Origin of the sequence: Xanthomonas sp. DAR33341, assembly GCF_003992815.1 — a bacterium.
Classification (GTDB): Bacteria; Pseudomonadota; Gammaproteobacteria; order Xanthomonadales; family Xanthomonadaceae; genus Xanthomonas; species Xanthomonas cissicola.
The window spans coordinates 31,272-54,926 of the sequence record NZ_QEYV01000017.1 but is presented as its reverse complement, the minus strand read 5'-3'; the positions used below and the strand labels follow the sequence as shown (position 1 = coordinate 54,926).

General features: G+C 64.1%; 21 protein-coding genes. 7 read left to right on the top strand and 14 right to left on the bottom strand.

The features are described from left to right. Positions 1 to 5: 5 nt before the first annotated feature. From EO156_RS05270 to cmk, 4 genes are all read right to left on the bottom strand, one after another. Positions 6 to 311, bottom strand: coding sequence for a LapA family protein (locus tag EO156_RS05270; RefSeq protein WP_003489650.1), 306 nt, complete (start codon positions 309 to 311; stop codon positions 6 to 8). A gap of 66 nt (positions 312 to 377) precedes the next feature. Further along, the gene (locus tag EO156_RS05265) at positions 378 to 689 is read right to left on the bottom strand and encodes an integration host factor subunit beta (protein WP_003489651.1); all 312 of its coding nucleotides are present in this window, start codon (positions 687 to 689) and stop codon (positions 378 to 380) included. 88 nt (positions 690 to 777) lie between these two features. Continuing rightward, entirely contained in the window at positions 778 to 2,463 is a 1,686-nt protein-coding gene (rpsA, locus tag EO156_RS05260; RefSeq protein ID WP_003489652.1) for a 30S ribosomal protein S1, read from the bottom strand. A 182-nt stretch (positions 2,464 to 2,645) separates the two neighbouring features. Next, positions 2,646 to 3,329, bottom strand: a complete 684-nt coding sequence (cmk, locus tag EO156_RS05255; RefSeq protein ID WP_003489653.1) for a (d)CMP kinase — start codon at positions 3,327 to 3,329, stop codon at positions 2,646 to 2,648. Between the two features lie 172 nt (positions 3,330 to 3,501). Here cmk and ykgO point away from each other — a divergent pair, with 172 nt between their 5' ends. The 6 genes from ykgO to EO156_RS05220 all read left to right on the top strand — a co-directional run bounded on the left by ykgO (position 3,502) and on the right by EO156_RS05220 (position 8,250). Then, complete coding sequence (gene ykgO, locus EO156_RS05250; protein ID WP_005913193.1) at positions 3,502 to 3,627, top strand: type B 50S ribosomal protein L36; 126 nt, start codon at positions 3,502 to 3,504, stop codon at positions 3,625 to 3,627. Between the two features lie 247 nt (positions 3,628 to 3,874). After that, a complete protein-coding gene (locus EO156_RS05245; protein WP_003489654.1) occupies positions 3,875 to 4,216 on the top strand; it encodes a hypothetical protein in 342 nt (113 codons plus the stop codon). Positions 4,217 to 4,450: 234 nt separating this feature from the next. After that, entirely contained in the window at positions 4,451 to 5,485 is a 1,035-nt protein-coding gene (locus EO156_RS05235) for an agmatine deiminase family protein (RefSeq protein ID WP_016849189.1), read from the top strand. Between the two features lie 124 nt (positions 5,486 to 5,609). Beyond that, positions 5,610 to 6,494, top strand: coding sequence for a carbon-nitrogen hydrolase (locus tag EO156_RS05230; RefSeq protein WP_003489660.1), 885 nt, complete (start codon positions 5,610 to 5,612; stop codon positions 6,492 to 6,494). Positions 6,495 to 6,497: 3 nt separating this feature from the next. Beyond that, complete coding sequence (locus EO156_RS05225; RefSeq protein WP_005922508.1) at positions 6,498 to 7,037, top strand: GNAT family N-acetyltransferase; 540 nt, start codon at positions 6,498 to 6,500, stop codon at positions 7,035 to 7,037. Then, on the top strand, positions 7,030 to 8,250 hold the full coding sequence (locus EO156_RS05220) for a TraB/GumN family protein (protein ID WP_016849190.1): 1,221 nt from the start codon (positions 7,030 to 7,032) through the stop codon (positions 8,248 to 8,250). Before EO156_RS05225 ends, EO156_RS05220 begins: the two co-directional genes overlap by 8 nt. A 101-nt stretch (positions 8,251 to 8,351) precedes the next feature. Here EO156_RS05220 and EO156_RS05215 read toward each other — a convergent pair whose 3' ends face one another. From EO156_RS05215 to EO156_RS05170, 10 genes are all read right to left on the bottom strand, one after another. Beyond that, entirely contained in the window at positions 8,352 to 9,254 is a 903-nt protein-coding gene (locus tag EO156_RS05215; RefSeq protein ID WP_026006866.1) for an endonuclease/exonuclease/phosphatase family protein, read from the bottom strand. Between the two features lie 62 nt (positions 9,255 to 9,316). Then, positions 9,317 to 12,454, bottom strand: coding sequence for a discoidin domain-containing protein (locus tag EO156_RS05210; RefSeq protein WP_016849192.1), 3,138 nt, complete (start codon positions 12,452 to 12,454; stop codon positions 9,317 to 9,319). Between the two features lie 26 nt (positions 12,455 to 12,480). Then, the gene (locus EO156_RS05205; protein ID WP_003489668.1) at positions 12,481 to 13,317 is read right to left on the bottom strand and encodes a carbohydrate ABC transporter permease; all 837 of its coding nucleotides are present in this window, start codon (positions 13,315 to 13,317) and stop codon (positions 12,481 to 12,483) included. Beyond that, positions 13,314 to 14,198, bottom strand: a complete 885-nt coding sequence (locus EO156_RS05200; protein WP_016849193.1) for a sugar ABC transporter permease — start codon at positions 14,196 to 14,198, stop codon at positions 13,314 to 13,316. The genes EO156_RS05205 and EO156_RS05200 overlap by 4 nt, the downstream gene beginning before the upstream one ends. Next, positions 14,195 to 15,565, bottom strand: coding sequence for a sugar ABC transporter substrate-binding protein (locus tag EO156_RS05195; protein WP_005925475.1), 1,371 nt, complete (start codon positions 15,563 to 15,565; stop codon positions 14,195 to 14,197). The genes EO156_RS05200 and EO156_RS05195 overlap by 4 nt, the downstream gene beginning before the upstream one ends. A 3-nt stretch (positions 15,566 to 15,568) precedes the next feature. Continuing rightward, positions 15,569 to 17,188, bottom strand: a complete 1,620-nt coding sequence (locus tag EO156_RS05190) for a glucoamylase family protein (protein WP_011051505.1) — start codon at positions 17,186 to 17,188, stop codon at positions 15,569 to 15,571. Between the two features lie 103 nt (positions 17,189 to 17,291). Next, positions 17,292 to 20,270: a TonB-dependent receptor gene (locus EO156_RS05185; RefSeq protein WP_016849194.1), complete on the bottom strand. Its 2,979-nt coding sequence runs from the start codon at positions 20,268 to 20,270 to the stop codon at positions 17,292 to 17,294. A 136-nt stretch (positions 20,271 to 20,406) separates the two neighbouring features. After that, positions 20,407 to 21,429 carry a LacI family DNA-binding transcriptional regulator gene (locus EO156_RS05180; protein WP_016849195.1) on the bottom strand — a complete coding sequence of 341 codons (1,023 nt, stop codon included), beginning with the start codon at positions 21,427 to 21,429 and terminating at the stop codon, positions 20,407 to 20,409. A gap of 381 nt (positions 21,430 to 21,810) precedes the next feature. Next, entirely contained in the window at positions 21,811 to 22,080 is a 270-nt protein-coding gene (locus EO156_RS05175; RefSeq protein ID WP_003487030.1) for a BolA family protein, read from the bottom strand. Further along, positions 22,077 to 22,376 (bottom strand): YciI family protein, encoded by a 300-nt coding sequence (locus EO156_RS05170; protein ID WP_005922519.1) that lies wholly within the window; start codon positions 22,374 to 22,376, stop codon positions 22,077 to 22,079. Before EO156_RS05170 ends, EO156_RS05175 begins: the two co-directional genes overlap by 4 nt. Before the next feature lie 365 nt (positions 22,377 to 22,741). Between EO156_RS05170 and EO156_RS05165 the strand changes: the two genes are divergently transcribed. After that, complete coding sequence (locus tag EO156_RS05165; RefSeq protein ID WP_005913161.1) at positions 22,742 to 23,647, top strand: ScpA family protein; 906 nt, start codon at positions 22,742 to 22,744, stop codon at positions 23,645 to 23,647. The last annotated feature ends 8 nt before the right edge of the window (positions 23,648 to 23,655 follow it).

Below are 23,655 nucleotides of genomic sequence, written 5' to 3'. Positions count from 1 at the left end.
CGTCGTTACAGTCCATCGATGGGGCGCGGCTCGACGGTCGCAGGCGTGACAGGCCTGGCGTCGGCGCGACTGACCGCAACAGCCTTGTTGGCCTGGCGCAGTTTGGAATAGAGGGGAATGACCACGCTGACCAGCACCATGCCGGCACCGATCAACACACCGACCAGCAGCGCGACGATGATCGCGACGCCCGAACTGGTATGCACGCTGGAGAACAGGAAATCGAGCGTGACATCCTGGGAATTAACCGCACCAATGATCAGACCGACCAGCAGGAAGGCCAACATCACCAGCAAGCGAAGCACCTTCATGGCGAGACTCCGTCGGGAAGCGAACTAGCTTAACCGACACGACATAAACGCAGCGCCAGAATGGCTTCAGTCTGCAGTATCGGCCACATCCACAGGCACCACGGAGCTCACGCGCTCACGCAATTCCTTGCCCGGCTTGAAGTGGGGAACATGCTTGCCCGGCAGCGCGACCGACTCGCCGGTCTTGGGATTACGTCCCAACCGTGGCGGACGGTAATGCAGCGAAAAACTGCCGAACCCGCGAATTTCGATCCGATCACCGTCGGAGAGGGCCTGCCCCATCATTTCCAGCAGCGACTTGACTGCCAGATCTACGTCGTCCGACTTCAGATGCGCTTGGCGTCGCGCCAGGATTTCAATCAATTCGGACTTGGTCATGGGAAGACTTGCTTTTTTCGACTGACACATCGGAATCGGCCCGGGCAAGCCCGGGCCGATCCATTACGCTCTTGCGAGCGCTACGCGCTTACTCGGACTTGTTGTTGTTCAACTGCGCACGCAGCAGCGCGCCCAGCTGAGTCATGCCGCCCGATGCGGAAGCGGACTGATAGTCCTCCAACGTTTCGCGCATTTCGGCATCGTCCTTGGCCTTGATCGACAGCTGCAGGGTGCGGCCCTTACGGTCCATACCCACGAACTTGGCTTCGATCTTGTCGCCGACCTTCAGGTGCTGGGTCGCATCGTCGACGCGCTCGTTGGCGATGTCGCGTGCAGCGACGTAGCCTTCGATGCCATCGGCCAGGTCGATCGTGGCGCCCTTGGCATCCACTTCACGGACCACGCCTTCGACCTTCGAACCCTTCGGATTGGACGCCATGTACTGACCGAACGGGTCCTGCTCCAGCTGCTTGACGCCCAGGCTGATGCGCTCACGTTCCGGGTCCACTGCCAGCACGACGGCTTCCAGCGTGTCGCCCTTCTTGTAGTTGCGCACGACATCTTCGCCGGTGGTGTTCCAGCTGATGTCGGACAGGTGCACCAGACCGTCGATGCCGCCGTCCAGGCCGATGAAGATGCCGAAGTCGGTGATCGACTTGATCTGACCGGACACCTTGTCGTTCTTCTTGTGGGTGGCAGCGAAGGTTTCCCACGGATTGGCGGCGACCTGCTTCATGCCCAGCGAGATGCGGCGACGCTCCTCGTCGACATCCAGCACCATCACTTCGACTTCGTCACCGACCTGCACAACCTTGGACGGGTTGACGTTCTTGTTGGTCCAATCCATCTCGGAGACGTGCACCAGGCCTTCGACGCCCGGCTCGATCTCGACGAACGCGCCGTAATCGGTGACGTTGGAGACCTTGCCGAACACGCGGCTGTTGGCCGGGTAACGACGCGCGATGTTGTCCCACGGATCTTCGCCCAGCTGCTTCAGGCCGAGGCTGACGCGATTACGCTCGCGATCGAACTTCAGCACGCGCACGTCCAGCTCGTCGCCGACGTTGACGACTTCGGACGGATGGCGCACGCGCTTCCAGGCCATGTCGGTGATGTGCAGCAGGCCGTCGATACCGCCCAGGTCCACGAATGCGCCGTAGTCGGTCAGGTTCTTGACGACACCCTTCAGGATCGCGCCTTCCTGCAGCTTGTCCATCAGCTGCTCGCGCTCTTCCGAGTGCTCGCTTTCGACCACTGCACGACGCGAAACCACCACGTTGTTGCGCTTGCGGTCCAGCTTGATCAGCTTGAACTCCAGTTCCTTGCCTTCCAGGTAGGCCGGGTCGCGCACCGGGCGCACATCCACCAGCGAACCGGGCAGGAACGCGCGGACATCCTTGATGTCCACGGTGAAACCACCCTTGACCTTGCCGCTGATGCGGCCGGTGATGGTCTCGTTCTTTTCCAACGCTTCTTCCAGCTCGTCCCACACCATCGCGCGCTTGGCCTTCTCGCGCGACAACACGGTTTCGCCGAAGCCGTTCTCGATGGAATCGAGGGCAACCTTGACCTGGTCGCCGACGCCGACATCGATCTCGCCAGCGTCGTTACGGAACTGCTCGATCGGCACGATGCCTTCGGACTTCAGGCCAGCGTTGATCACCACCACGTCGCCGCGAACTTCCACGACGGTACCGGTGACGATGGAGCCCGGCTTCAGCTTCGCCAGATTGGCTTGACTGGCTTCGAACAGTTCTGCAAAAGATTCTGTCATTTGAATTTACTCAGTTGAACACACGGGCGCCGATCGTCGGAGTGCGACAGATGCGAACCGCCCAGCCTGTTGGTCGACTCCGGACAGCGAGTCGGTTGGAAGTCATAGAACCGCCACGCAGGATGCGCGACGGAGCTTTGGAACGCCTTACGGTCGGCGGGGCAAACCCGCTTGCGAAACGCTTACGACGGCGTGCGGCCTGCGAGCAACCCGACCACACGCTGGACGACATCTTCGATTCCCATTCCGCTGGTATCGATCAGCACGGCGTCTTCGGCCGGCCGCAATGGCGCCACCACCCGCTGCGCATCACGGGCATCACGGGCCATGATCTCGCGCAGCAGGTCGTCAAAGATAACCGAAACACCCTTTTCCATCAACTGTTTATGGCGACGACCCGCACGTTCTTCGGCACTGGCGGTCAGAAACACCTTGTAGGCAGCATCGGGAAAGATCACCGTGCCCATGTCGCGCCCGTCGGCAACCAGGCCGGGCGCGCGCCTGAATGCACGTTGGCGCTCCTTCAGGGCACTGCGAACCTCGGGAATGGCCGCAATGGCCGAGGCCAGCGCGCCGGTAGTTTCCAGGCGCAACTCACCGGTCGCGTCTGCGCCATTGACCAGCACGCGCAACCCTGCCTCTCCCGCATCGTCGAATTCCACCTTGGTGTCGAAGGTGCAGCGCACCAGCGCTGCCGGGTCGGAGACATCCAGGTCGGCCCAGCTCGCAGCGACTCCGACAGCGCGATACAGTGCACCCGAATCGAGGTAATGCCAGCCCAGCCGGGCGGCCACGATCCGGCTCACGGTGCCCTTGCCGGCACCGGAGGGGCCATCGATGGTGAGGACGGGCGACAGGTCGGTCATTCAGGTTTCCGGAAGGTCATCAGGCCGTAGTGTAGCGCCGCTCGCCGCGATCGCGCTGCAACCACTTGAAAGCACGACGAAAAGCCGGTTAGAATTGCCGGCTTAATTCCGGGTGCACCCTCGATTGCGGGCACTCTTCCATCGAATCCAACCGTTTACGCCGAGGTGTGCCATGAAAGTCCTGTCCTCCCTGAAGTCTGCGAAGACCCGTCACCGCGACTGCAAGGTGGTCCGCCGCCGCGGTAAGGTCTTCGTGATCTGCAAGTCGAACCCGCGTTTCAAGGCGCGTCAGCGCTAAGCCTTTGCGGCGCGTGCAAGACCCGAGAAAGCCGCCTCCGGGCGGTTTTTTCTTGGCCGCTGCTTCACGGCGGTGGTTGGCACACGTATCTGCCGCCGGCCGCCGCCCAGCCAGGACATGGTGCCGCTGCACCGGGGCGCGCCTGGGCAATCGCGGCGGCGCCAGGTCAGCCGTGTCTCAGCAGCGCCTAGCGTCGTTTTTTGCTGTAATCACCATCTGAAATCTTGTCCACTGGGGAGTAGATGACATGCGTAACCGTTTGTTTGTGATGCCGCCGGTCGTGCTGGCAATCGCGCTGATGGGGATCAGTGCCGTTGCGTCGGCCGATACACTACTGGTCGACCGCGCACAGCAGAAGCCTGCCGCCGCCCTGCCTTTGCGCGGCGAGAGCATGAGCCAGGTCGAAGGCCGCTACGGCGCGCCACAGGAAAAGCTCGACCCGCGTGGCGGCCAGAAGCGCCAGTGGCCGACCATCCATCGCTGGGTGTATCCGGCCTTCACCGTCTACTTCGAAAAGAGCAAGGTGATCGACGTGGTGGCCAACAAGGCCGATGCCAACGAGATCGGGCCCAAGCCGCCGATCCGCTGAGGCGTTGGTGACGGCTCGGCCGCAGGTGCTGGCATCCGCCTCCGCACGCCGGCTGTACGAGTCGCATCGCAAGGTGTACCGGGTCCGTCAGCAGCCGGACATGCGTTGCTGCAATGCTGTCAGAAGGCCGGGCGCGGCGATCAGCGCCTGGATCGCAAGAGCCCGCATCAACGTGCGGGATATCGTTGAACGTGCGGGCGATGGCCCGCACACCAAGATGAGTATTTGCCTGGCATGACCGACCGTCTTCGCTTTCCCGCCGAGTGGGAACCCCAATCCGCCGTGTTGCTCGCGTGGCCGCATGCCGGTACCGATTGGGCCGAGCGCCTGGCCGACGTGGAAGAAACCTATATTGCGCTGGTCACGGCGATCTCCCGCTTCGAGCCGGTGGTCATCTGTGTGGCCGACGACGACCTGCAGATCTATGCCGAGGCGCGGCTGCGTTCGGCGCGGGTGGACATGACGCGCGTGCGTTTCGTGATCGCCGCCTACAACGACACCTGGCTGCGCGATTCGGGCCCGATCACACTGCGCCAGGAAGCCGGCTTCCGGCTGATGGATTTCCGTTTCACCGGTTGGGGCGGCAAGTTCGAAGCCAGCCTGGACGATCAGTTGGTGAGCTCGCTGGATGCCGCACAGGTGCTCGTGCCGGCGCAGGTGGAGACCGTCGACTTCGCCCTGGAAGGCGGCGCAATCGAGACCGATGGCGCCGGCACGCTGCTGACCACCTGGAAGTGCCTGCATGAGCGGCACCCGCAGCGCACGCGCGAATCGCTCAGCAGCGATCTGGCCACATGGCTGGCGCAGGAGCGCGTGCTGTGGCTGGATCATGGCTACCTGGAAGGCGACGATACCGACGCGCATATCGATACGTTGGCGCGCTTTGCCGGCCCGGATGCGATCGTCTATCAAGGCTGCGATGTGGCCAGTGATTCGCATTACGTCGAGCTGCAGGCGATGGGCGCCGAATTGGCCGCGCTGCGCAAGGCCGACGGGCAGCCGTATCGGCTATTTGTGCTGCCGTGGGCACAGCCCATTCTCGACGAAGGCCGCCGGCTGGCTGCGTCGTATGCCAATTTTTTGATCGTCAACGGCGCGGTGCTGATGCCGGCCTATGGGGATGCGGCCGATGCAACCGCGCAGGCGGTGCTGGCGCAGGCATTCCCGCACCACGAGATCGTGCCGGTGCCGTGCCGTGCGCTGATCTGGCAGAACGGCAGCCTGCATTGCCTGACCATGCAATTGCCGGCCGGCCTGCTCGCGGCCTGAGCGCAGTTGCAAACCTCGCCTGCGTTGCGGCCGCACAGACCGCGCGTGGCTCCTGTTCCGGCCGGCAGGCCGGTGTTACGCCATGGCGCGCTACCTTAGTGCGCTACTTACGTTGGATGCTGCCATGACCCGTCATCTCCTTCCCGTCGCGCTGATCCAGGAGCGCAACCACGGCGACGCCGAGGCCAACCTGGCCGTCATCGCATCGCGCGTGGCCGAAGCCGCCGCGCAGGGCGCCAAGCTGGTGCTGCTGCAGGAACTGCATAACGGTGCGTATTTCTGCCAGCACGAGTCGGTGGACGAATTCAACCTGGCCGAGCCGATTCCCGGCCCCAGCACCGAGCGTCTGAGCGCGCTGGCCAAGCAGCACGGCGTGGTGCTGGTCGCATCGCTGTTCGAACGCCGCGCGGCCGGCCTGTATCACAACACCGCGGTGGTGTTCGAAAAGGACGGCCGCCTGCTCGGCAAGTACCGCAAGATGCACATCCCCGACGATCCGGGCTTCTACGAGAAGTTCTATTTCACTCCGGGCGATCTGGGCTTCACGCCGATCGATACCTCGGTGGGCCGCCTTGGCGTGCTGGTGTGCTGGGACCAGTGGTATCCGGAAGCGGCGCGCCTGATGGCGCTGGCCGGTGCGGAGCTGCTGCTCTACCCCACGGCGATCGGTTGGGATCCGGACGACCAGCAGCCGGAGCAGGAGCGCCAGCGCGATGCCTGGATCCTCAGCCATCGCGGCCATGCGGTCGCCAACGGCGTGCCGGTACTGTCGTGCAACCGGGTCGGCCATGAGCCCTCCCCGCTGGGCGCATCGGGCATCCAGTTCTGGGGCAACAGCCATGTGCTGGGGCCGCAGGGCGAGTTCATTGCCGAAGCCGGCCAGGACCCGACCGTACTGATCTGCGATGTCGACCTGCAACGCAGCGAACATGTGCGCCGCATTTGGCCATTCCTGCGCGACCGTCGCATCGATGCGTACGGCGATCTGCTCAAGCGCTACATCGACTGACGCATGCCACTCGAGTTGCGTGCGGTCCGCAATGCGGACATTCCGGCGATCACAGCGATCTATGCGGAGCAGGTCGCCGGGGTCAATACCTACGAATACAGGGCGCCATCGCTCGACGAGATGCGCGCGCGGGTCAGCGCGATCGTGGATGCAGGCTACCCCTATCTGGTCGCCGAACTCGATGGCGTGGTCGCGGGCTACGCCTATGCAAGCGCATTTCGCGCGCGCGCCGGATATCGCTGGACGGTGGAGAACTCGATCTACCTGTCCGCAGCGATGCAGGGCCGCGGCATCGGCAAAGCGCTGCTGGGCGAGCTGATCGCGGTGTGCGAGCAGCGCGGCTTCCGGCAGATGATTGCGGTGATTGGCGATGCCGGCAATCTGGCATCGCGACACTTGCATGAACGTTTTGGATTTCGCACGGTCGGAGTCTTCAACGGAATCGGCCGCAAACACGGCCGCTGGCTGGACGGCGTGCAGATGCAACGCGCGCTCGGCTCCGGCGACACCGCCCCTCCTTCTGATGAAAAGACCCATGACTGAGCAGCCCCCCCACGTTCTGGCCGATGCGCTGTCCGGCCAGCCGCATCGCATCGTCGAACGCGACGGCGTGCGCTATACCTTGCTCGGCACCGCGCACGTGTCGCTGGCCAGCGTCGCCGCCGTGCAACGGGCGATCGGCAGCGGGCGTTACGACGCAGTGGCGGTGGAACTGGATGCGCAGCGCCTGCAAGCGCTCAGCGATCCCGATGCCCTCGCCCGCCTGGATCTGGTACAGGTGATCCGCAAGGGGCGCGTGGCCTTGTTCGCGGCGAATCTGGCCCTGGCGGCGTATCAGCGTCGCCTGGCCAAGCAACTGGGCATCGAACCGGGCGCGGAATTGAAGGAGGCGGTGAACCTGGCGCGCGCGCAAGGCTTGCCGGTGCATCTGATCGATCGCGAGGTCGGCCTGACCTTCAAACGCGCATCCGGGCGCCTGGGATTTTTCGGCAAGATGAAACTGGCCGGCGGGTTGCTCGGCGGCCTGTTCGCTGCCGACGAGGTGGGCGAAGAGGAAATCGAAAAGCTCAAGCAAGGCGACATGCTGGAGGCAAGCTTCGGCGATTTCGCCAGCGAAAGCCCGGAGCTGTACGAAACGGTGATCGCCGAGCGCGATCAATATATGGCCACACGTTTGCGTGAAGAAGTCGGCGCAGACCAGCGCGAGATCTTGGCGGTAGTCGGCGCCGGGCATCTGGCCGGGCTCGCGCGCCATCTGGAACAGGACACCGCTGCCCCCGGCCCGCTGCGCGAATCGCTGGAATACGTGCAGCAGCGCAAGCGTATCCCGTGGATCACGCTGGGCATCCTGGCGGTGATCATCACTGGCATCGGTATCGGGTTCTGGCGTGGTGGCCTGAGCATGGGCGCGGACCTGTTGTTGCAGTGGGCCATGTACACCGGCGGCATGGCCGCGCTCGGCTGCTTGCTGGCGGGTAGCCACCCGTTGAGCATTCTCACCGCCGCGGTCGTTGCGCCATTCAAACCATTCCGCCTGAGCGTGCCGACCGGCGCATTCGCCGCGCTGGTCGAAGTGCATATGCGCAAGCCGGCCTACGGCGATTTTCTATCGCTGCGCGACGATGCGCAGACGCTGCGCGGCTGGTACCGCAACCGCGTCTCGCGCGTGGTGCTGACATTCCTGCTGACCAATTTCGGCAGCATGGCCGGTGTGTGGCTGGCTGGCGTGCAGATCTTCAATCGCCTGCACGGGTGAACATGGCGGCGCTGAATCCGCCAGATCCAGACCGTTCGTAGGAGCGCACCCGGGCGCGATGAGGCTTTACCGGTAAATCCCTGTCGCGCCCAGGTGCGCTCCTACGGCGTCCGGTTGATTGCTGGATGCTCCGGCGCGAGCTGCAGGCGTACCCACACCCCATAGTGATCCGATGCCCAGCGGCCTTCGGCATAAGGCGTGTCGAACAGGATGCGGGCTTCGCGGGCCAGCAGGCGGTTCTGCTGGAAAAACACATGATCGATGCGCGCAGGCCTGTCGAAGACGTGCATGTTCAAGGTGCTGACCGTGGCGTCGCTATTGCGATGCACGCTGCCGTAGCTGTCGCCGTAGCCCTTGCGTAGCGCTTGCAGATCGAGCGTGTCGGCGGCGGTGTTGAAATCGCCGGCGATCACCACCGGCGCCTGTGCGCTGTTGGAGGCGATGAAGTCCAGCAGATCGGCCACCTGGCGCGTGCGTATGCCGGTACCGCGTGCGTCGGCGCGTTCGTTGAGATGGGTGACGTAGACGTTGACCGGTTGGCCGTCGACATCCACCTGCAGATGCGCGGCGACACGGTAATCGTCCAGAGGCTGCAGCAGGCGCTGGTGCGTGGCGAGCACCCTGCGGCGGCTCAACACGGCGTTGCCGTAGCGTTTGGGGGCGCCGACCGGATCGACCGAGGCGAAGATGTAGTCATAGCCGAGCTTGCGCGCGAGCCAGGCGGCCTGATTTTCCACGCTGCCGCGGCGCTCGATCACTTCCTGCAACGCAATCACATCCGGCGCCAGTCGCTTGAGTTCCTTGGCGATATGCGCACGTCGCGCCGGCCAGTCTTCGCGATCGTGATGCAGGTTGAGCGTGACCAGGGTCATTTCACGCGACGCTGCGGCGGGTGACTGCGCGACGTTCGCTGACTGATCACGATTGCCGCGCTGCACAGAGGAAACGCCCTGCCCGACTTGCCCAGCCTGCACGCCGGTGGACAACAGCAGGAGGGCGACCAATATGAGCGGCCGTTCGGAACTTCGCCGTGCTGGCGCTGCCCGGGACAGCCGCCACGCCTGCCTCATTGCGTGGTGCGCTCGGCCCGCCGCACCGCGCTGGGCACATCGATTTGCACGTTCGCCGGCATCTGCTGGATGCGTAATTCGCCGTTCTGCCACTCAGCCGGTTCGCCGTTGATCGTGGCCTTGCCCGGGGTGCCCTGATACGGCCACGGCAGCACCACACCGCCCGGCGGCAGGATCAGACCGGGCTGCAACTGCAGCACCAACTGCTTGTCGGTGCGTTGCAAGGTGTAGCTGAGCCGCCCGTACGGCGTGCGCAGTTCGGCGATGCCAATCCCCTTGCCTTCGAACCAGCGCGTCGGCGTGCCGGCAGCGATGACCAGGCTGGCATCGGATTCGCGGCCGTAGGCGAACATGTCCAGCACCGAGCGTACGAAGTCCGAGGCGACCCAGGCATGCGGCAGATCGCCGACGAAGAACGGTGTGCGCGGCGTGCGCGAGACCACTTCGGCCCATTGGTTCCAGGGTTGTGGCGCGCGGTCCTTGAAGAAGAACGCGGTCGCGTCCCAGGCGCGGTCGCGCCAGCCCAGGCGCACGAATGCGGCCACGTTGCGCCACTCGTAGGGCGTGTAGTCCTTCCATTCGCGCTTGCCGTCGCGGCGGTCGGAGAATTCCTTCCAGTAACGCTCGAAGGTCTTGGTCAGCAGATCCTGCGGCAGGCGTTGCTGCTCGCCGCCTGGCGTCAACGCAATGGTGGTCGAGGTCGCATCGAAGTCGCCCAGTTCCGCCGAACCCGGCAGGAAGTCGAGGTTGTGCTGACGCACCGCCGCACCCAACGATGCGATCAGATCGCCGCTGAATTCATCGCGTGCGGTGCTGAAGCGGGCCACCTCCTCTGGCTTGTCCAGCGCACCGGCCAGCATCGCCGCGTCCTTGTAGCCGCGCAGTGCCCAGAAGTTGTCCCAATACGAATGCACCGGCTTGGCCGAATAGCCTTCGTGACTGATCGACACCGGCATCATTCCGTAGAAGGCCGGGTTACGCATGAAGTTTTCTTCGGTGCGCTCGCTGGCGCGCAGCGTTTCCATGTAGTCATAGGCACCGGTGACATGCGGCCACATCTTTTCCAGGAAGGCCTTGTCGCCGGTATAGCGGTAGTACTCGGCGATGTTGTAGATCAGCTCACCGTGGCTGTCGTTCTCCGGCACCGGGTCGCTGCCGCGGTCGTCCACGCAGCACGGCACCATGCCGTCGGCGAACTGATACGGCGCAAACCAGTCCACATAGTCGCGCACCACGTCTTCGCGACCCAGCCGCAACAGCCCTTCGGAAATCATCGCGCCGTCGCGGATCCAGCTACGCGAATACGAGCGCGTGCCCGGCTGCAGGCGCGGGCCGATGCGCGAGATCAGCATGTGCGCCAGCGCGGTGCGCAAGGTATCGACCACCGGCTTGCCTTCGGCCGGCACACTGATGCGCACGCGATCGAGCTTGCTGCGCCACTGCTGCGCCACCCGCTGCTGCGCGGTGTCGGCATCGAAGCCCGCCGGCAGCTGCGCGGCGCCGGTTTGCGGAATGACCAAGGCCACTTCACGGCGTTGGCCAGGCTCCAACTTCCAGCGATACAACAGCACGCCCGACGCCAGCCCGGTTTCGTCCTTCACCTGGGTGACTGTCGGCGGCGTGGCCGCAGTGAGATGGCTGACGTCCATGCCGCTGTCGAAGGCGCTCGCAAAGCCGGCATCCGGCCGCTGTGCAGCGAACACCCGCGGCTTGCCGTTGACGCTGACCTGGCCACCATCCACCGCGAGTTGCTCGATGCGGCTGATGCCACCCAGGGTGTTGAGAAACTGTGCCGGCGGGTTGACCTGAAACGGACGCACGGCCAACGCCAAGGTGAACTCGCGCGCGTCCTTGCCGGTGTTGTGCAGTTGGTAACGCGCGACCAGTTGCGCCTGATCGGGGGTGCCCTGCACGAAGGCAGTGACACGCAGATTCATCAGGTCGTGGTGCCAATCGACGCTGGGAATCGGCAGGTAATCGTCCTGCAGGCTTTGCTCGCTGCTGACATCGGACCAGTGCAACACCTTGCCGCCGGTCACTACGAACGGCTCGATGCTGAAACCGCCCTTGCCGACTTCCACCGCACCGTCTTCGCCAATGAGGCCCTGTTCGGTGCCGCCATCCAGGCCCAGGATGGTCCAGTACGGCTGCTCGCCGGAGAAGCCGCGCGGATAACTCCCGCGCGGTAGCTGCGCGGCCAGCGACTTGACGAAGTCGTTGGGCGTTGCGGCGAATGCCAGCGGCTGCAACTGCACTTCCTTGATGCCATAGCGCCAGTTGGGGCCGTCCTTGAGATCGAAACGCAGGTAGCGTGCCTCGGTATCGGGAAGCGCCAGCCAATCGGTGCCGCCCGCGCCGGCAGTGACGGTACGCAGGTCGCGCCAGCTCCGTCCGTCGCTGGACGAACGCACCACATATTGCGAGGCCTGCAGTCCCGGAACCCACTGCACCACCGCACCGCCGAACTCGCGCACCTTGCCCAGATCCAGCGTGACCGTCTGTTGCTTGACCGCGCCGCTGAGCCAGAACGTGTCCGGCTTGCCATCGGCCAGGCGCTGTTCCAGCGCAGGCGCGGTGTCGGTGATGGCCTTAGCCTGGAGCGGCGAGGTGTCTTCAGGTGGCAGCGGCGTGAGCGTGAGCCGGTCCAAGCACACCGTGCCCTTGCCGCCGACCTTGTTGTAGATGGTGAACTCCACATCGGCGCTGCTGCGCAGCTGCTTGTCCTGACCTGGGCCCCAGGCTTTTTCGATATTGCGCTTACGGTAGCTGACCGTGGTCCAGTTCTTGGGGAAAGCAAAGCCGGGGCGGTTGACCCACCACACGTTGTCGCCGCTGGCATCGATCAGCTTGAGCTGCAGATCGTTGGACGGCGATTCGCCGCGCAACGCAAACCCGAGCCGGTAATTGTCCGGGTACTCGATGGGCAGATTGCGGCGAATGCCGACATAGCCGGAGACGCCGTTGAAGTTGTAATCCAGACACAAGGCATGCCCACCGGAGGTGGTGGCTACCGGCCGCAGCGAGCCGCTGACCTGGTTGGACACCACCAGGCGCCAGGCACCGATGTCGTTGAAGCCGTCGAGCACGCGCTCCTGCGCCTGCGCCGCGCCCGCAGACGTAACGAAAGCGGCCATGGCACACAGTCGCAGGAACACTGGTTTCACCCCTTCACACTCCCCAGCAGAAGACCTTGGATGTAGTAACGCTGCAGCGCCAGGAACAATAGCAGCACCGGAATCACAGTCACCACTGCACCGGCCATCATCAATTCCACGTCCATGATGTGCTCGCGCGACAGCGCAGCCAGCGCCACCGGCAAGGTGTAGTGCTCCTGGTCGGTCAGCACGATCAGCGGCCACATGAAATCGTTCCACGAGCCCATGAAAGTGAAGATGGTCAAGGTGACCAGCACCGGTTTGAGCATCGGCAACACGATCTGGAAGAAGATGCGCATCTCGCTGGCGCCGTCGATGCGCGCAGCCTCGATCAATTCGTCCGGAATGCTGCGCGCGTACTGACGCACCAGGAAGATACCGAATACCGTGGCCAACGCCGGCACCACCACCCCGCCGATGTTGTTGACCAGATGCAGCTGCTTCATCAGCAGGAACAGCGGCAGCATCGCCACCTGCGCCGGGATCACCAACGCCGCCATCAGGATCTTGAAGATGCGCTCGCGGCCGACGAACTGCAGCTTGGCGAACGCATAACCGGCCATGGTGTTGACCAGCAACGACCCGAGCGTGATCAGCCCGGACACCAACAGGCTGTTGGCGAAGTTGCGCGCCATGCCGGTGCGCGCGAACAGCTCGTGATAGTTGGCCGTGGTGAACGCCGAGGGCAGCATCGGCGGCGGAAACCGGCTGGCCTCGCCAGTGGGCATGAAGGAGACCGACAGCATCCACAGCAGCGGCGCCAGGCTGATCACCGCCAGCACCAGCAGGCCGCCGTTGATCAGCACGGCATTCCAGCGCGATTGGCCAACTTCACGGCTCATATCAGGTCCTTCTTGCGGCCAAAGCGCAGCATCACGGTGGTCACCGCCAGAATGATGAGGAACAACAGGAACGCCACCGCCGAGGCGCGGCCGAGGTTCCACCACTTGAAGCCTTCTTCGAACATGAAATACAGCACGCTGACGGTGCTTTGCAGCGGGTCGCCGCGGGTCATCACGTAGGGTTCGGCGAACAGCTGGAAGTAGCCGGAAATGGTGATCACGCCGACCACCATCAGCACCGGGCCGAGCATCGGCACGGTGATGTGCAGGAACTGCTTCCAGCGTGAAGCGCCATCGATGCGCGCAGCTTCGTACAAGTCCTGCGGGATCGCCTGCAGCCCGGCCAGGAAGATCACCATGTTGTAGCCGAAGTTCTTCCACACCGCGAACAGCATGATGGTGGGCATCGCCCAACGCGGGTCGCCCAGCCAGTCGATTGGGGCGATCCCCAACTGGGCCAGGCCGAAGTTCACCAGGCCGTACTTGATGTGGAACAGGTAGCGCCAGATCACCGCCACCGCCACCAACGTGGTCACCACCGGCGCGAACAAGGCGGTACGGAACAACGCCTTGAAGCGCGAGGCCTTGGCGTTGAGCAACAGCGCCGCGCCCAGCGACACGCCGATCGACATCGGCACGCCCAGCAGCACGAAATATGTGGTGTTCCACAGCGACTTCCAGAACAGCGGCGTCTGCAGCAGGTCGATGTAGTTGCCCAGGCCGACAAAGCGCAGATGGCTGCTGTCGGCCAATGCATACAGGTCGAAGTCGGTCACGCTGAGCACCAGCGCGGCGAACACCGGCACGCCAAAGAACATGCCCAGCACCATGATCGACGGCGCGGCGAACACCCAGCCGGCGACGGAATGACGCTTCATCATCGTGCCGCTCCCTGGTCCGCTGCGGCGGCTGGCGCGGTGGTGTCTGCAGCAGCTGGCCTCACTACCGGCTGAGCCGTGTCACCGGCCGGGCCGACATGCCCGCCCTCCTGCTCGAAGATCCAGCGGCGCTTGGCCAGAATTTCGTCCACGCGTTGATCCAGTTCCTGCACGGCGGCGTCGTGCGACTGCCCGCCGCGCACCACGCGCTCGGTCACCAGACGCATTTCCTGCACGATGCGCTCCCACTCCAGCACCTTGGGCGTGGCCTTGACCCGCTCCAGCTGGTCGCCGAAGGCATGCGCCAGTGCGTCGTTGGCCAGCGAGGGCAGCTTCCAGGTACTGCGACGCGGCGGCAGGTCGCCGATGATGGCGTGGAAACGCGCCTGCACCTGCGGCTGCGACAGATATTCGATCAGCTTCCAGCTGGCGTCCTTGTGTTGCGAGGACTTGAAGATCACCAGGCTGGAACCGCCGGCAATGCCGGCACCCAGGCCATTGGGCCCCGGCAATGGCGCCGTGCCCCAGTTGCCTTCCATGCCCGGCGGCTGGCGCAGCTTGAACTCGCGCACGTTCCACGGGCCGGACAGATAGAACGCGTAATAGCCGTTGAAGAATTCGTACCAGACATTGGAGACCTGGGTCTCTGAGACCTTGGGCGCCCAGCCCTGCTGATACATGTTGTCGTAGAAGCCCAGCGCCTTGCGGAAACCGGCGCCACGGAAATTGCCGTAGTTGTCATGGTCGCGCAGCAGGCGGTCGTCCTGCTGCAGCGCGAACGACAATTGCTGCTCGAATTCGTTGAGCGGCATCAGGATGGCGTAGCGGTCGGGGCCGACCTTGCGCTTGATTGCGGCCATCACCTGTTCCATCTCGGCCCAGGTCTTGGGCATCTGGCTGTAGCCGGCCTCGCGCAGCAGGTCCTTGCGATAGAACAGCAACCGCGTGTCCACATACCACGGCACGCCGTACAGCGTGCCGTCGACCAGATTGGTGTCCCACACGCCAGGGAAATAATCGGCCGGGTCGACGATCTTGGAGCGCGCCACGTACGGCTGCATCGGCTCCAGCGTATCCAGCAGCGCAAATTCCGGCAGCCAGGTGTTGCCGAGCTGACACACGTCCGGCAGGCCGTCGGCGGCAAAGGCGGTCAGCAGTTTTTCGTGCGCCGCGGTCATTGGGATGTTCTGCACATCCACATGGATGGTGGGGTTCTGCTTTTCGAAATCGGCCACCAGCTCGGCGACCACTTCGGCCTCCTTGCCCATCGCCCAGAACCGCACCGTGGTCTTGCCCGGATCGGAGCGTTCGCATCCCGTCGCACCTGCACACAAGGCGACGGCCAACATCAACAGTTTCAAAAGGCGCACGGATTACTCGGGTTTTTGGCGTTGCGAGGGGTCTTGCTGGGCCTGGGCGGCGGCGGCACGCGATTCGGCCATGCCCAGCGCGCGCGCGGCGGCTTTCTGCTCGTCCTTCTGCGGCGCCGGCTGCGGCTCGCCCTCCGGAGTGAGCCAGCCGCCGGTAAAGCCGGCGCGTTCCAGACCCGCACGGATGTAGGGGTTCTTCTTCATCACGTTCCAGACGAATTCGTTCTGGTAGTTGGCGATCATCGCCAGGATCGGGCCCTGGTCGATGGCGATGTAGTCGCTGGCCACCCAGCCGCGATCCGGCACCATGCGCCCGGTCTTGAGCGGGATGTCGTAGTTGAAGCTGGGATTGAACGAATCCAGGAAGCCATAGCTGGAATACAGGAAATCGCCATAGCGCTTGTGCATTTCTTCGGTGGCCGGGATCACCACTTCCGGAGCGAACACGATCGAAGAAATCGCCGCCGAGGGCACGATGGTGCCGTCGTCGAAATTCTCGCGCAGGCCGGCGCCGCGCGAAGAGTAATGGCGGAATTGACGCTGCTCGCCGCGGTATTCCTGGCTGGTGTTCTGCGGGCCATCGCTGGCGGTGAGGCCCCAGACATTCTCGCCGTAGTCCTTCCACTTCATCGGGTTATCGATGGCGTAGTCGCGCTGCGCCAAGGTGGCGCGGCGGCTGTTGAGGAAGTAGTCGATGCCGCGTTCGCGCATGTACTGGTCCTGGATATCGCGGAAATCGATCCAGACATGGCTGTATTGGTGGCCGAACAGCGGGCCGAACGACAGGTATTCCTGGCCCTGGTACACGCCCCAGTCGTTGTTGTAGGTGCGGGTCCAACTGGTCCATGCGTCCGGATCGACCCCATGCGTCGGCGAGCCCAGGGCGAGGATGTACAGCATCATCGCCTCGTTGTAGCCCATCCAGTCGTGGTTGATGAAGCCGCTTTCGGGGAACCAGCCCATCGAGATCAGCGGCGCGCGCTGTTGCAGCCAGCGCCAGTCCACGCGCTTGTACAGCGTGTCGGCGATCTGGCGGATCTCCTTTTCGCGCGGGTCCTCGCCGTCGTAATACGACTGGGTGAACAACACGCCCATCATCAGCAGTGCGGTGTCCACGCTCGACAGCTCGACCCAGCTGTCGTAGCGGTTGCCCTGCTGCATGTCCAGAAAATGATAGTAGAAGCCCTTGTAGCCGGCCCGGCCGGTCTTCTGCGGCCCCATCGGCGCGTCGCGGAAGAATTTCAGCGTGGTCAGGGTGCGGTCGATCGCCTGATTGCGACTGACCCACCCGTTTTCGATGCCGATCGGATAGGCGGTCAGCGCGAATCCGACCGACGCAATGCTGGCGAACGGGCGCGACGGAAACCGGTCCGGCGACAGGCCGTTGACCTCGTTGGTGGTGTCCCAGAAAAACTGGAAAGTGCGGCGTTCGATGTCCGAAAACAACGGCGGCAGCGGCGGCTTGACCGGTTTGGGCGGCAGTTGCGCCTCAACCAGGATGACTTTCACCGGTGCCTTCTTTTCGGCCACCTTGGGTTCCTCGGCTTGCTTGCACGACGCCACGACCAGCGCGCCCAGCAAGAGTGGAATCGTCAACCATCGCGACGTGTTGCCCCTGTCCATCCGCCCCCCACGTGTGTAATCGATTACATCTGACACGCCAACCTACCCTATCCAGGCGCCGAGTTCGGCCGCCCTGGCGTTGCGGCCAGGGCGGTCGAGCACCTCACCAGTTCAGGCCGAAAGCCAGACGGAAGGTGCGCATCGGCGACGCCAGCACACCGGTCGGTGTGCCGTAAGCCGTGTTCAAGTCCTGCAATGTTCCGGTATCGCCGTTGAAGGTGGCGTAATTAACCCAGTTGAACATGTTGAGGATATCCGCACGCACATTGAATTTGACACCACCGCCGGTGTCCCACTCTTTATTGGCGGCAATGCTGAATTCTTTGTAGCCCAGCGTGCCATCCGGCTTGAACTGGATGATCTGGCACTGGTCGTTGCCGGCCAGGCAATTCTGGCCATAGCGCGCGGTCTGGCTGGCCAGCGACAGCTTGCCGGACAGCTTGATTTCATACGGCAGCTCGTAGATGCCGGTGACCACCAGGCGGTTCTTCGGGATGCCGCCGGCCTCACGCCAGCCATAGTCCTGGATGCGTTCGCGGTCCAGCGCATAGTGCTCGCCGAACTGACGGTTCTCCTTCGCATCGGAATAGGTGTAGGCCACGGTCAGGCCCCAGCCGGACTCTTCGTCGAAGGGCTTTTCCACCTGCAAGGCCAGCTGGTTGTTGCGGGTTTCCACGCCATTGGTGCCCAGCACGATGGCGCTATAGCCGTTCGGGCCGTCGGTCGGCACGCCGGAGGTGGTGCCCGGCTGGAAGAACGAACCGTCCGGCAGGCGGTTGCCGCGTACGAAAGCGAAACCGTCGTGGCTTTCGATGCGGCTCAGGGTGACATCGGTGAACCAGTCCTGGCCCCACAACGGCACCATGTTGCGCATGCCGATGCTGAATTGGTCGGAGTACGGGGTCTTGAGGTTGTTGTCGATCAGGTAGACCTCACGTCCGCCACCGCCGGTGCTGTTGGCCGTGAGTGTGTTCAAGCCATCCTGACTGTTGTACGCCGGATTCCAGGCCGTGCACGGGTCGCCCAGGCAAGTGGGGTTGTTGGCGCTGGTGAAGTAGTAGCTATACGACTTGAAGGAGTTGTTGAGCTGCTCCAGTGCCAGGTAATCGAAGATGTTGCGGTCGTACGCACGGCCGGCACCACCATAGATCACGTGGGCCTGATCGCCGAACAGGTCGTAGGAGGCGCCCAGACGCGGCTGCCAGGCATTGTTGAACGCCTTGCGGTTGTTGCCGGTGCTGATGAAGTCGTTGATGTTGTAGTTGGCGTTGCGCAGATTGGGCCAGTTCTGCAGCGCGCTGGCGACATCCGAGGGGGTCACGAAATCCAGGAACGCCGGGGTTTGCTCGTAGTCGTAGCGCACCCCCAGGTTCAAGGTCCAGTGCTCGTTGACTTCCCAGTCGTCCTGCAGGTAGATGCCGTACTGCTTGTTCTTGGACACCACCGAGCCGCCACCTTCCACCAGCGGCGCACCGAAGCGCACGCGGTACGGCGTTTGCACGTCGGTGAGGATGTTGTAGTAGTACTGCGGGTTGGCCGGGTTGAACTGGGTCGAATCCAGGTCGATGCTCTTGAACTTCACGCCCATCTTGACGGTGTGCGCGCCATGCCATTCCAGGCTGTTCAAGGTCAGGTCGTCCTGGAAGGTCCAGCCCTTCTGCCCCTTGCGCTGGAAGCTGCTGCCGGCGCCCGCCGCCAGGATGTCGGTCTCGTTGCCGCGCACCGGCGCGTAGCTGAGGATGTAGCCGTTGCCGTTGTTGATCGGCGCCTGGTTCCAGAACGCGCTTTCGTAGCTCAGGTTGGCCTCGTTGAGGAAGTTGGCGCCGCTGTACTGCCAGCGCAGGTTGGCGCGCTTTTCTTCCTGACCGTTGATGCTGCCGTGCTCGTAGGTCGAGGTGCGGCCGACGTCGTTGAGCTCGTCTTCCTTGCGGTACTTGCCGGTCAGCTCGAACAGGTTGTTCTCGCCGATGGTCCAGTCGATCTTGCCGAAGTACAGGTCTTCCTTGAACGGCGTGCTGGAGGTCACCACCAACGGCTGCAGCTGTGCAGGCAACTGGTCGACGCGGTCCGAATAGATCGAGCCGGGGATCACCACGTTGGGGGTGGTGTACTCCTTGGCTTCATAGGCGATGAAGAAGTGCGCCTTGTCCTTGAGGATCGGGCCGCTGAAGGTGGCGCCGTACTGGGTTTCTTCGAAGTCGTCGCGCACGCCGGCCTTCTTCTCCAGCGGGCTTTCTTCGCGCCAGCTGTCGTTGCTGGTGTCCCAGAAGAAGCTGCCGTGGAAATCGTTGGTGCCGGACTTGGACGAGGCGACGATGGCCGCGCCGCTGACCTGGTCGAACTCGGCCTTGTAGTTGGAGGTGATGACCTTGTACTCGCCGATCGCCGACTGCGGGAACGGGTTGCCGCGGCTGGAATCCTGGCCGCTCACGCCACCGGTGAGCACGTAGTTCTTCTGGCTGACACCGTCGATGTAGACATTGGTGCCTTCGGCCGAGGTCGCGCCGGTGCGCACCTTGGTGGTGCCGTTGGCCTCACGGGTGAACTGCACGTTGGGCACGGTGTCGGCCAGCTCCAGGAAGTTGCGCGTGGCGCGCGGCAGGTTCTGGATCTGCACGTTGGAAATATAGGTGGCGTTTTCGGAGGTGCGCGTCTCCACCAGCACTGGCGGCGCCTTCACCTGCACCGCATCCAGCGTGGTGGCGTTACCACCCGCGGCCGTGGCGGGTTCGCCACCGACGCCCAGGTTCAAGGTCGCCGTCTGGCCGACCTGCACGGTGACGTTCTGCGAACTGGTCTGGCCATTGGCGGCGACATCGATGCGGTACGAACCCGGCGGCAGGCCGCCCACCGAATAACCGCCGTTGCTGACCTGCACGGTGCGGGTCAGGCCGGTGGCCAGATTGGTGGCGGTGACCTGCGCCTGGGCGGCAGGTGCGGCATCGACGGTGACCTGCCCGCGGATGGTCGCAGCGGTGCTTTGTGCGAAAGCCGGTGCGGCGCCGAGCAGCAGGCAGCTGGCAAGCGCGCAGCTGAGCAGCTTGCGCGCCGGACGGGCGGAATGGGGGTGGTGGTGGCGCATGGTCGTCCCTCCAGGGATCGGTACAGATTGTTGTTGTGGCAGTGCAGTGGTGCAGGAACAGCCGCTGCGGGGGCAGCGGGAGCGGACAGAACGCCCGCGAAAGGGTCGGCGGCCCAGAGACGCGTGGCCGGAAAGGTCAGTGAGCCGGTTCGCCGGCACCGCAGGAGGCGCGGATCACCAGCTCGGGCGTGAGCAGTTGGCGGATGCCGTCGTCGCGGTCGGGCGTTTCGACCAGGCGCATCAGTCGGGTCATGGCCTGCTCGCCCAGCCGGGCGATGCTCACGCGCATGGTGGTCAGCGCGGGGTGGACAAAACGGGCCAGCGGAATGTCGTCGAAACCCGCCAGCGCCACGTCGCCCGGCACCGACATATCGGCCTGGGCGAACGCGTACAGGCAGCCCAGCGCAGTCATGTCGTTGGCGGCGAAGACCGCATCCGGCAACGCGCCGGCCGCCAGCATCGCCAGTCCGGCGCGGTGGCCGGAGGCTTCGTCGAAGTCGCCCGGATACTCCACGCCCTGCGCCTGCGCACCGAACGCGGCAAGCGCATCGCGGAAGCCGCGCAGGCGTTCGCGCGCGTCGAAGTTCAGCGCCGGGCCACCGATGAAGGCGATGCGACGGTGCCCGGCACGCAGTAGGTGCTCGGTCATGGCCATGGCACCGGCGTGGTCGTCGATGCTCAGCACCGGATAGTCGGCACCGGGCAGGTGCGCATTGATCAACACCGTTGGCAGCGACTGCGGCAGGTTATCGGTGAGGAACCCCGGCTGCTCGGCGTAGGGCGAGAGCACCAGCAAACCATCGACGCGTCCGCGCATCGAGCGCAGCGCCCTGCCCTGGGCTTCCGGGTCGCCGTGATAGCTGGACACCAGCAGGTGCTGGCCCGCCACACGCGCCGCGCCGTCGATGCCGCGAATCAATTCGGAGAAGAATTCGCCATACAAGTCCGGCAGCACCACGCCCAGCGTCTGCGAGCGCCGGCTGCTCAGGCTACGCGCGGCCGCATGCGGGCTGTAGCGCAGCCGCTCGGCCACTTCCAGCACTTGCTGGCGCACCGGCCCGGCAACATTGTCGTGCCCGTTGAGCGCACGCGACACCGTTGCGACGGAGACCTGCGCTTCCCGAGCGACATCTTTGATGGTGACCGCACCCTTGGCCATTCGTGTCGCCCTCCGCTACCGACTTCCCAAAACTGGCGCGGACTGTAAGCGTTTTCATACAGAGGCGTAAACCCCTATCTTCACACGCGTGAAAACGCTTACAGATCAACTAGCTGCAGGTGAGGAGCGCGTGAAGCAATGTGCTGCGACGCAACAAATATGTTCCCATGCGTCCACAAGCCAAGCACGATGCAGGTCACGCTTAACAACGAATCGATCCGGCCTCGCCAGGAGTCGCACGACCGGCACCTATCGCCGGCACTGCCACGGCCTCGCCGGCCGCGCCCTGACCTCAGCTGGCGTGAAGGCGATTGCCGTTGTTGCCCGCGCCTCTGACACTGCGCGCATTCGGGTACGACCGTATCCCCTGCTCTACAACGTTCAGCCCACCTCGCCCGGCGCGAGGGCCTCGATCGACAAGGCATGAATATCGGTCTGCATCATCTCGCCCACCGCGGCATACACCGCTCGGTGCCGTGCCAGTGGCGGCTTGCCGACAAATGCGGCGCTGACCACGCGCACATTGAAGTGCCCGCGCCCGTCGCGCGCACCGGCGTGGCCTGCATGCCGCGCACTGTCGTCGACGACATCCAGTTCGGTGGGCGCCAGTGCCGCCTGCAACGCTGCGCGGATCTGTTCGACCCGGCTCATGGCAATACCCGGCGGAACGGCCGGACCTCGGTGCGCGTGTACACACCCGCTTCCACATAGGGGTCGGCATCTGCCCAGGCGCGCGCCTCGTCCAGAGCGTCGAACTCGGCAATTACGACGCTGCCGCTGAAACCGGCCGGACCCGGATCTTCGGCGTCGATGGCCGGGCACGGGCCCGCCACCAGCAATCGCCCGGCGGCCGCAAGTTCCTGCAGACGCGCCAGATGCGCCGGCCGCGCCTGCTGCCGTGCCGCCAATGCGTCCGGCCGGTCATACCCCTCGATTACGTACCACACACGCCACCTCGCCTAAGACTGGAAGATCACCGCGCTGATTCTAGCCGCGTCGGCGCTGGACACCGCCCCCGCGCACGCATTACCCTTGGCACCACTGCACACGCAACCGGACGCAGCGGCCCGTCGGCCCAGGCTCAACGCTCTTCCCGACGACCGATTCGCTGCCCACCGCCGGCCCGCGTAGACGACCTCCTCGCTGTTCCGTCGCCGCATGCCACACGGCGCCTGCTTGCATGTGGATTGGCGTATGTAGATTTGTGGGATCGTGCCGGCACAGGCATGACATTGATCGCAATAACTCAAGGCAAAGCCCTGCAGGCGCGGCTCAGACCTCCGCCGGCGACCGTAAGACCGATGTCGACCTGATGAATTCCGAACTCGCGCACGCCGCGACTCCGCCAGCCACGAGTGCGCCGCCACAGCAGCAGGAAATGCCGCTGGCGGTAGTGCATGGGCAACCGGTCCTGCAGATCCCGCAGGATCTGTATATCCCGCCGGATGCGCTGGAAGTCATCCTGGATGCCTTCGAAGGCCCGCTGGACCTGCTGCTGTACCTGATCCGCCGCCAGAATCTGGACATCCTGGACATCCCCGTCGCCGAGATCACCCGGCAATATGTGGACTACATCAATGTCATGCAGGAGCTGCGCTTCGAACTGGCAGCCGAATATCTGGTGATGGCGGCGATCCTGGCCGAGATCAAATCGCGCATGCTGTTGCCGCGCCCTCCCAGCCAGGATGGCGAAGAAGAAGATCCGCGCGCCGAATTGGTCCGCCGTCTTCAGGAATACGAACGCTTCAAGCAGGCCGCCGAGGATCTGGACACCCTGCCCCGCATGGGCCGCGACAGCGCGCCGGTGCAGGCGCATCTGCCCGAGCGCGCAGCGGTCAAGCTGCCGCCGCCGGTGGAATTGAAAGAAATGCTGATGGCGCTGTACGACGTGCTCAAACGCGCCGAGCTGTTTACCGGCCATGCGATCAAGCGCGAGGCGCTGAGTGTGCGCCAGCGCATGGGCGATGTGCTGAGCCGCCTGGACGATGGCAAGTTCTACCGTTTCGAATCGCTGTTCACTGCCGAAGAAGGCAAGCTCGGCGTACTGGTCACCTTCCTGGCGTTGCTCGAACTGGCCAAGGAGCAGTTGCTGGACATCGTGCAGGAAGCGCCGCTGGCGCCGATCTACGTGAAGTCGCTGGCGTTGGGCAATACCAATGCGCCGTTGCAATTCTCCAGCGAATTCGACGACAGCGATGCCGCCAACGAACCTATCTGAAGCCGATC

What these genes read in the sequence shown, in the direction of transcription:
- EO156_RS05200 (WP_016849193.1), bottom strand. Translation starts at nt 14,198, where the DNA reads ATGATGAAGCGTCATTCCGTCGCCGGCTGGGTGTTCGCCGCGCCGTCG.
- EO156_RS05175 (WP_003487030.1), bottom strand. Translation starts at nt 22,080, where the DNA reads ATGAGCCGGGTCGAACAGATCCGCGCAGCGTTGCAGGCGGCACTGGCG.
- EO156_RS05180 (WP_016849195.1), bottom strand. Translation starts at nt 21,429, where the DNA reads ATGGCCAAGGGTGCGGTCACCATCAAAGATGTCGCTCGGGAAGCGCAG.
- EO156_RS05220 (WP_016849190.1), top strand. Translation starts at nt 7,030, where the DNA reads ATGACTGAGCAGCCCCCCCACGTTCTGGCCGATGCGCTGTCCGGCCAG.
- EO156_RS05165 (WP_005913161.1), top strand. Translation starts at nt 22,742, where the DNA reads ATGAATTCCGAACTCGCGCACGCCGCGACTCCGCCAGCCACGAGTGCG.
- EO156_RS05210 (WP_016849192.1), bottom strand. Translation starts at nt 12,454, where the DNA reads ATGGCCGCTTTCGTTACGTCTGCGGGCGCGGCGCAGGCGCAGGAGCGC.
- EO156_RS05225 (WP_005922508.1), top strand. Translation starts at nt 6,498, where the DNA reads ATGCCACTCGAGTTGCGTGCGGTCCGCAATGCGGACATTCCGGCGATC.
- rpsA (WP_003489652.1), bottom strand. Translation starts at nt 2,463, where the DNA reads ATGACAGAATCTTTTGCAGAACTGTTCGAAGCCAGTCAAGCCAATCTG.
- ykgO (WP_005913193.1), top strand. Translation starts at nt 3,502, where the DNA reads ATGAAAGTCCTGTCCTCCCTGAAGTCTGCGAAGACCCGTCACCGCGAC.
- EO156_RS05270 (WP_003489650.1), bottom strand. Translation starts at nt 311, where the DNA reads ATGAAGGTGCTTCGCTTGCTGGTGATGTTGGCCTTCCTGCTGGTCGGT.
- EO156_RS05185 (WP_016849194.1), bottom strand. Translation starts at nt 20,270, where the DNA reads ATGCGCCACCACCACCCCCATTCCGCCCGTCCGGCGCGCAAGCTGCTC.
- EO156_RS05230 (WP_003489660.1), top strand. Translation starts at nt 5,610, where the DNA reads ATGACCCGTCATCTCCTTCCCGTCGCGCTGATCCAGGAGCGCAACCAC.
- EO156_RS05265 (WP_003489651.1), bottom strand. Translation starts at nt 689, where the DNA reads ATGACCAAGTCCGAATTGATTGAAATCCTGGCGCGACGCCAAGCGCAT.
- EO156_RS05235 (WP_016849189.1), top strand. Translation starts at nt 4,451, where the DNA reads ATGACCGACCGTCTTCGCTTTCCCGCCGAGTGGGAACCCCAATCCGCC.
- EO156_RS05205 (WP_003489668.1), bottom strand. Translation starts at nt 13,317, where the DNA reads ATGAGCCGTGAAGTTGGCCAATCGCGCTGGAATGCCGTGCTGATCAAC.
- EO156_RS05245 (WP_003489654.1), top strand. Translation starts at nt 3,875, where the DNA reads ATGCGTAACCGTTTGTTTGTGATGCCGCCGGTCGTGCTGGCAATCGCG.
- EO156_RS05190 (WP_011051505.1), bottom strand. Translation starts at nt 17,188, where the DNA reads ATGGACAGGGGCAACACGTCGCGATGGTTGACGATTCCACTCTTGCTG.
- cmk (WP_003489653.1), bottom strand. Translation starts at nt 3,329, where the DNA reads ATGACCGACCTGTCGCCCGTCCTCACCATCGATGGCCCCTCCGGTGCC.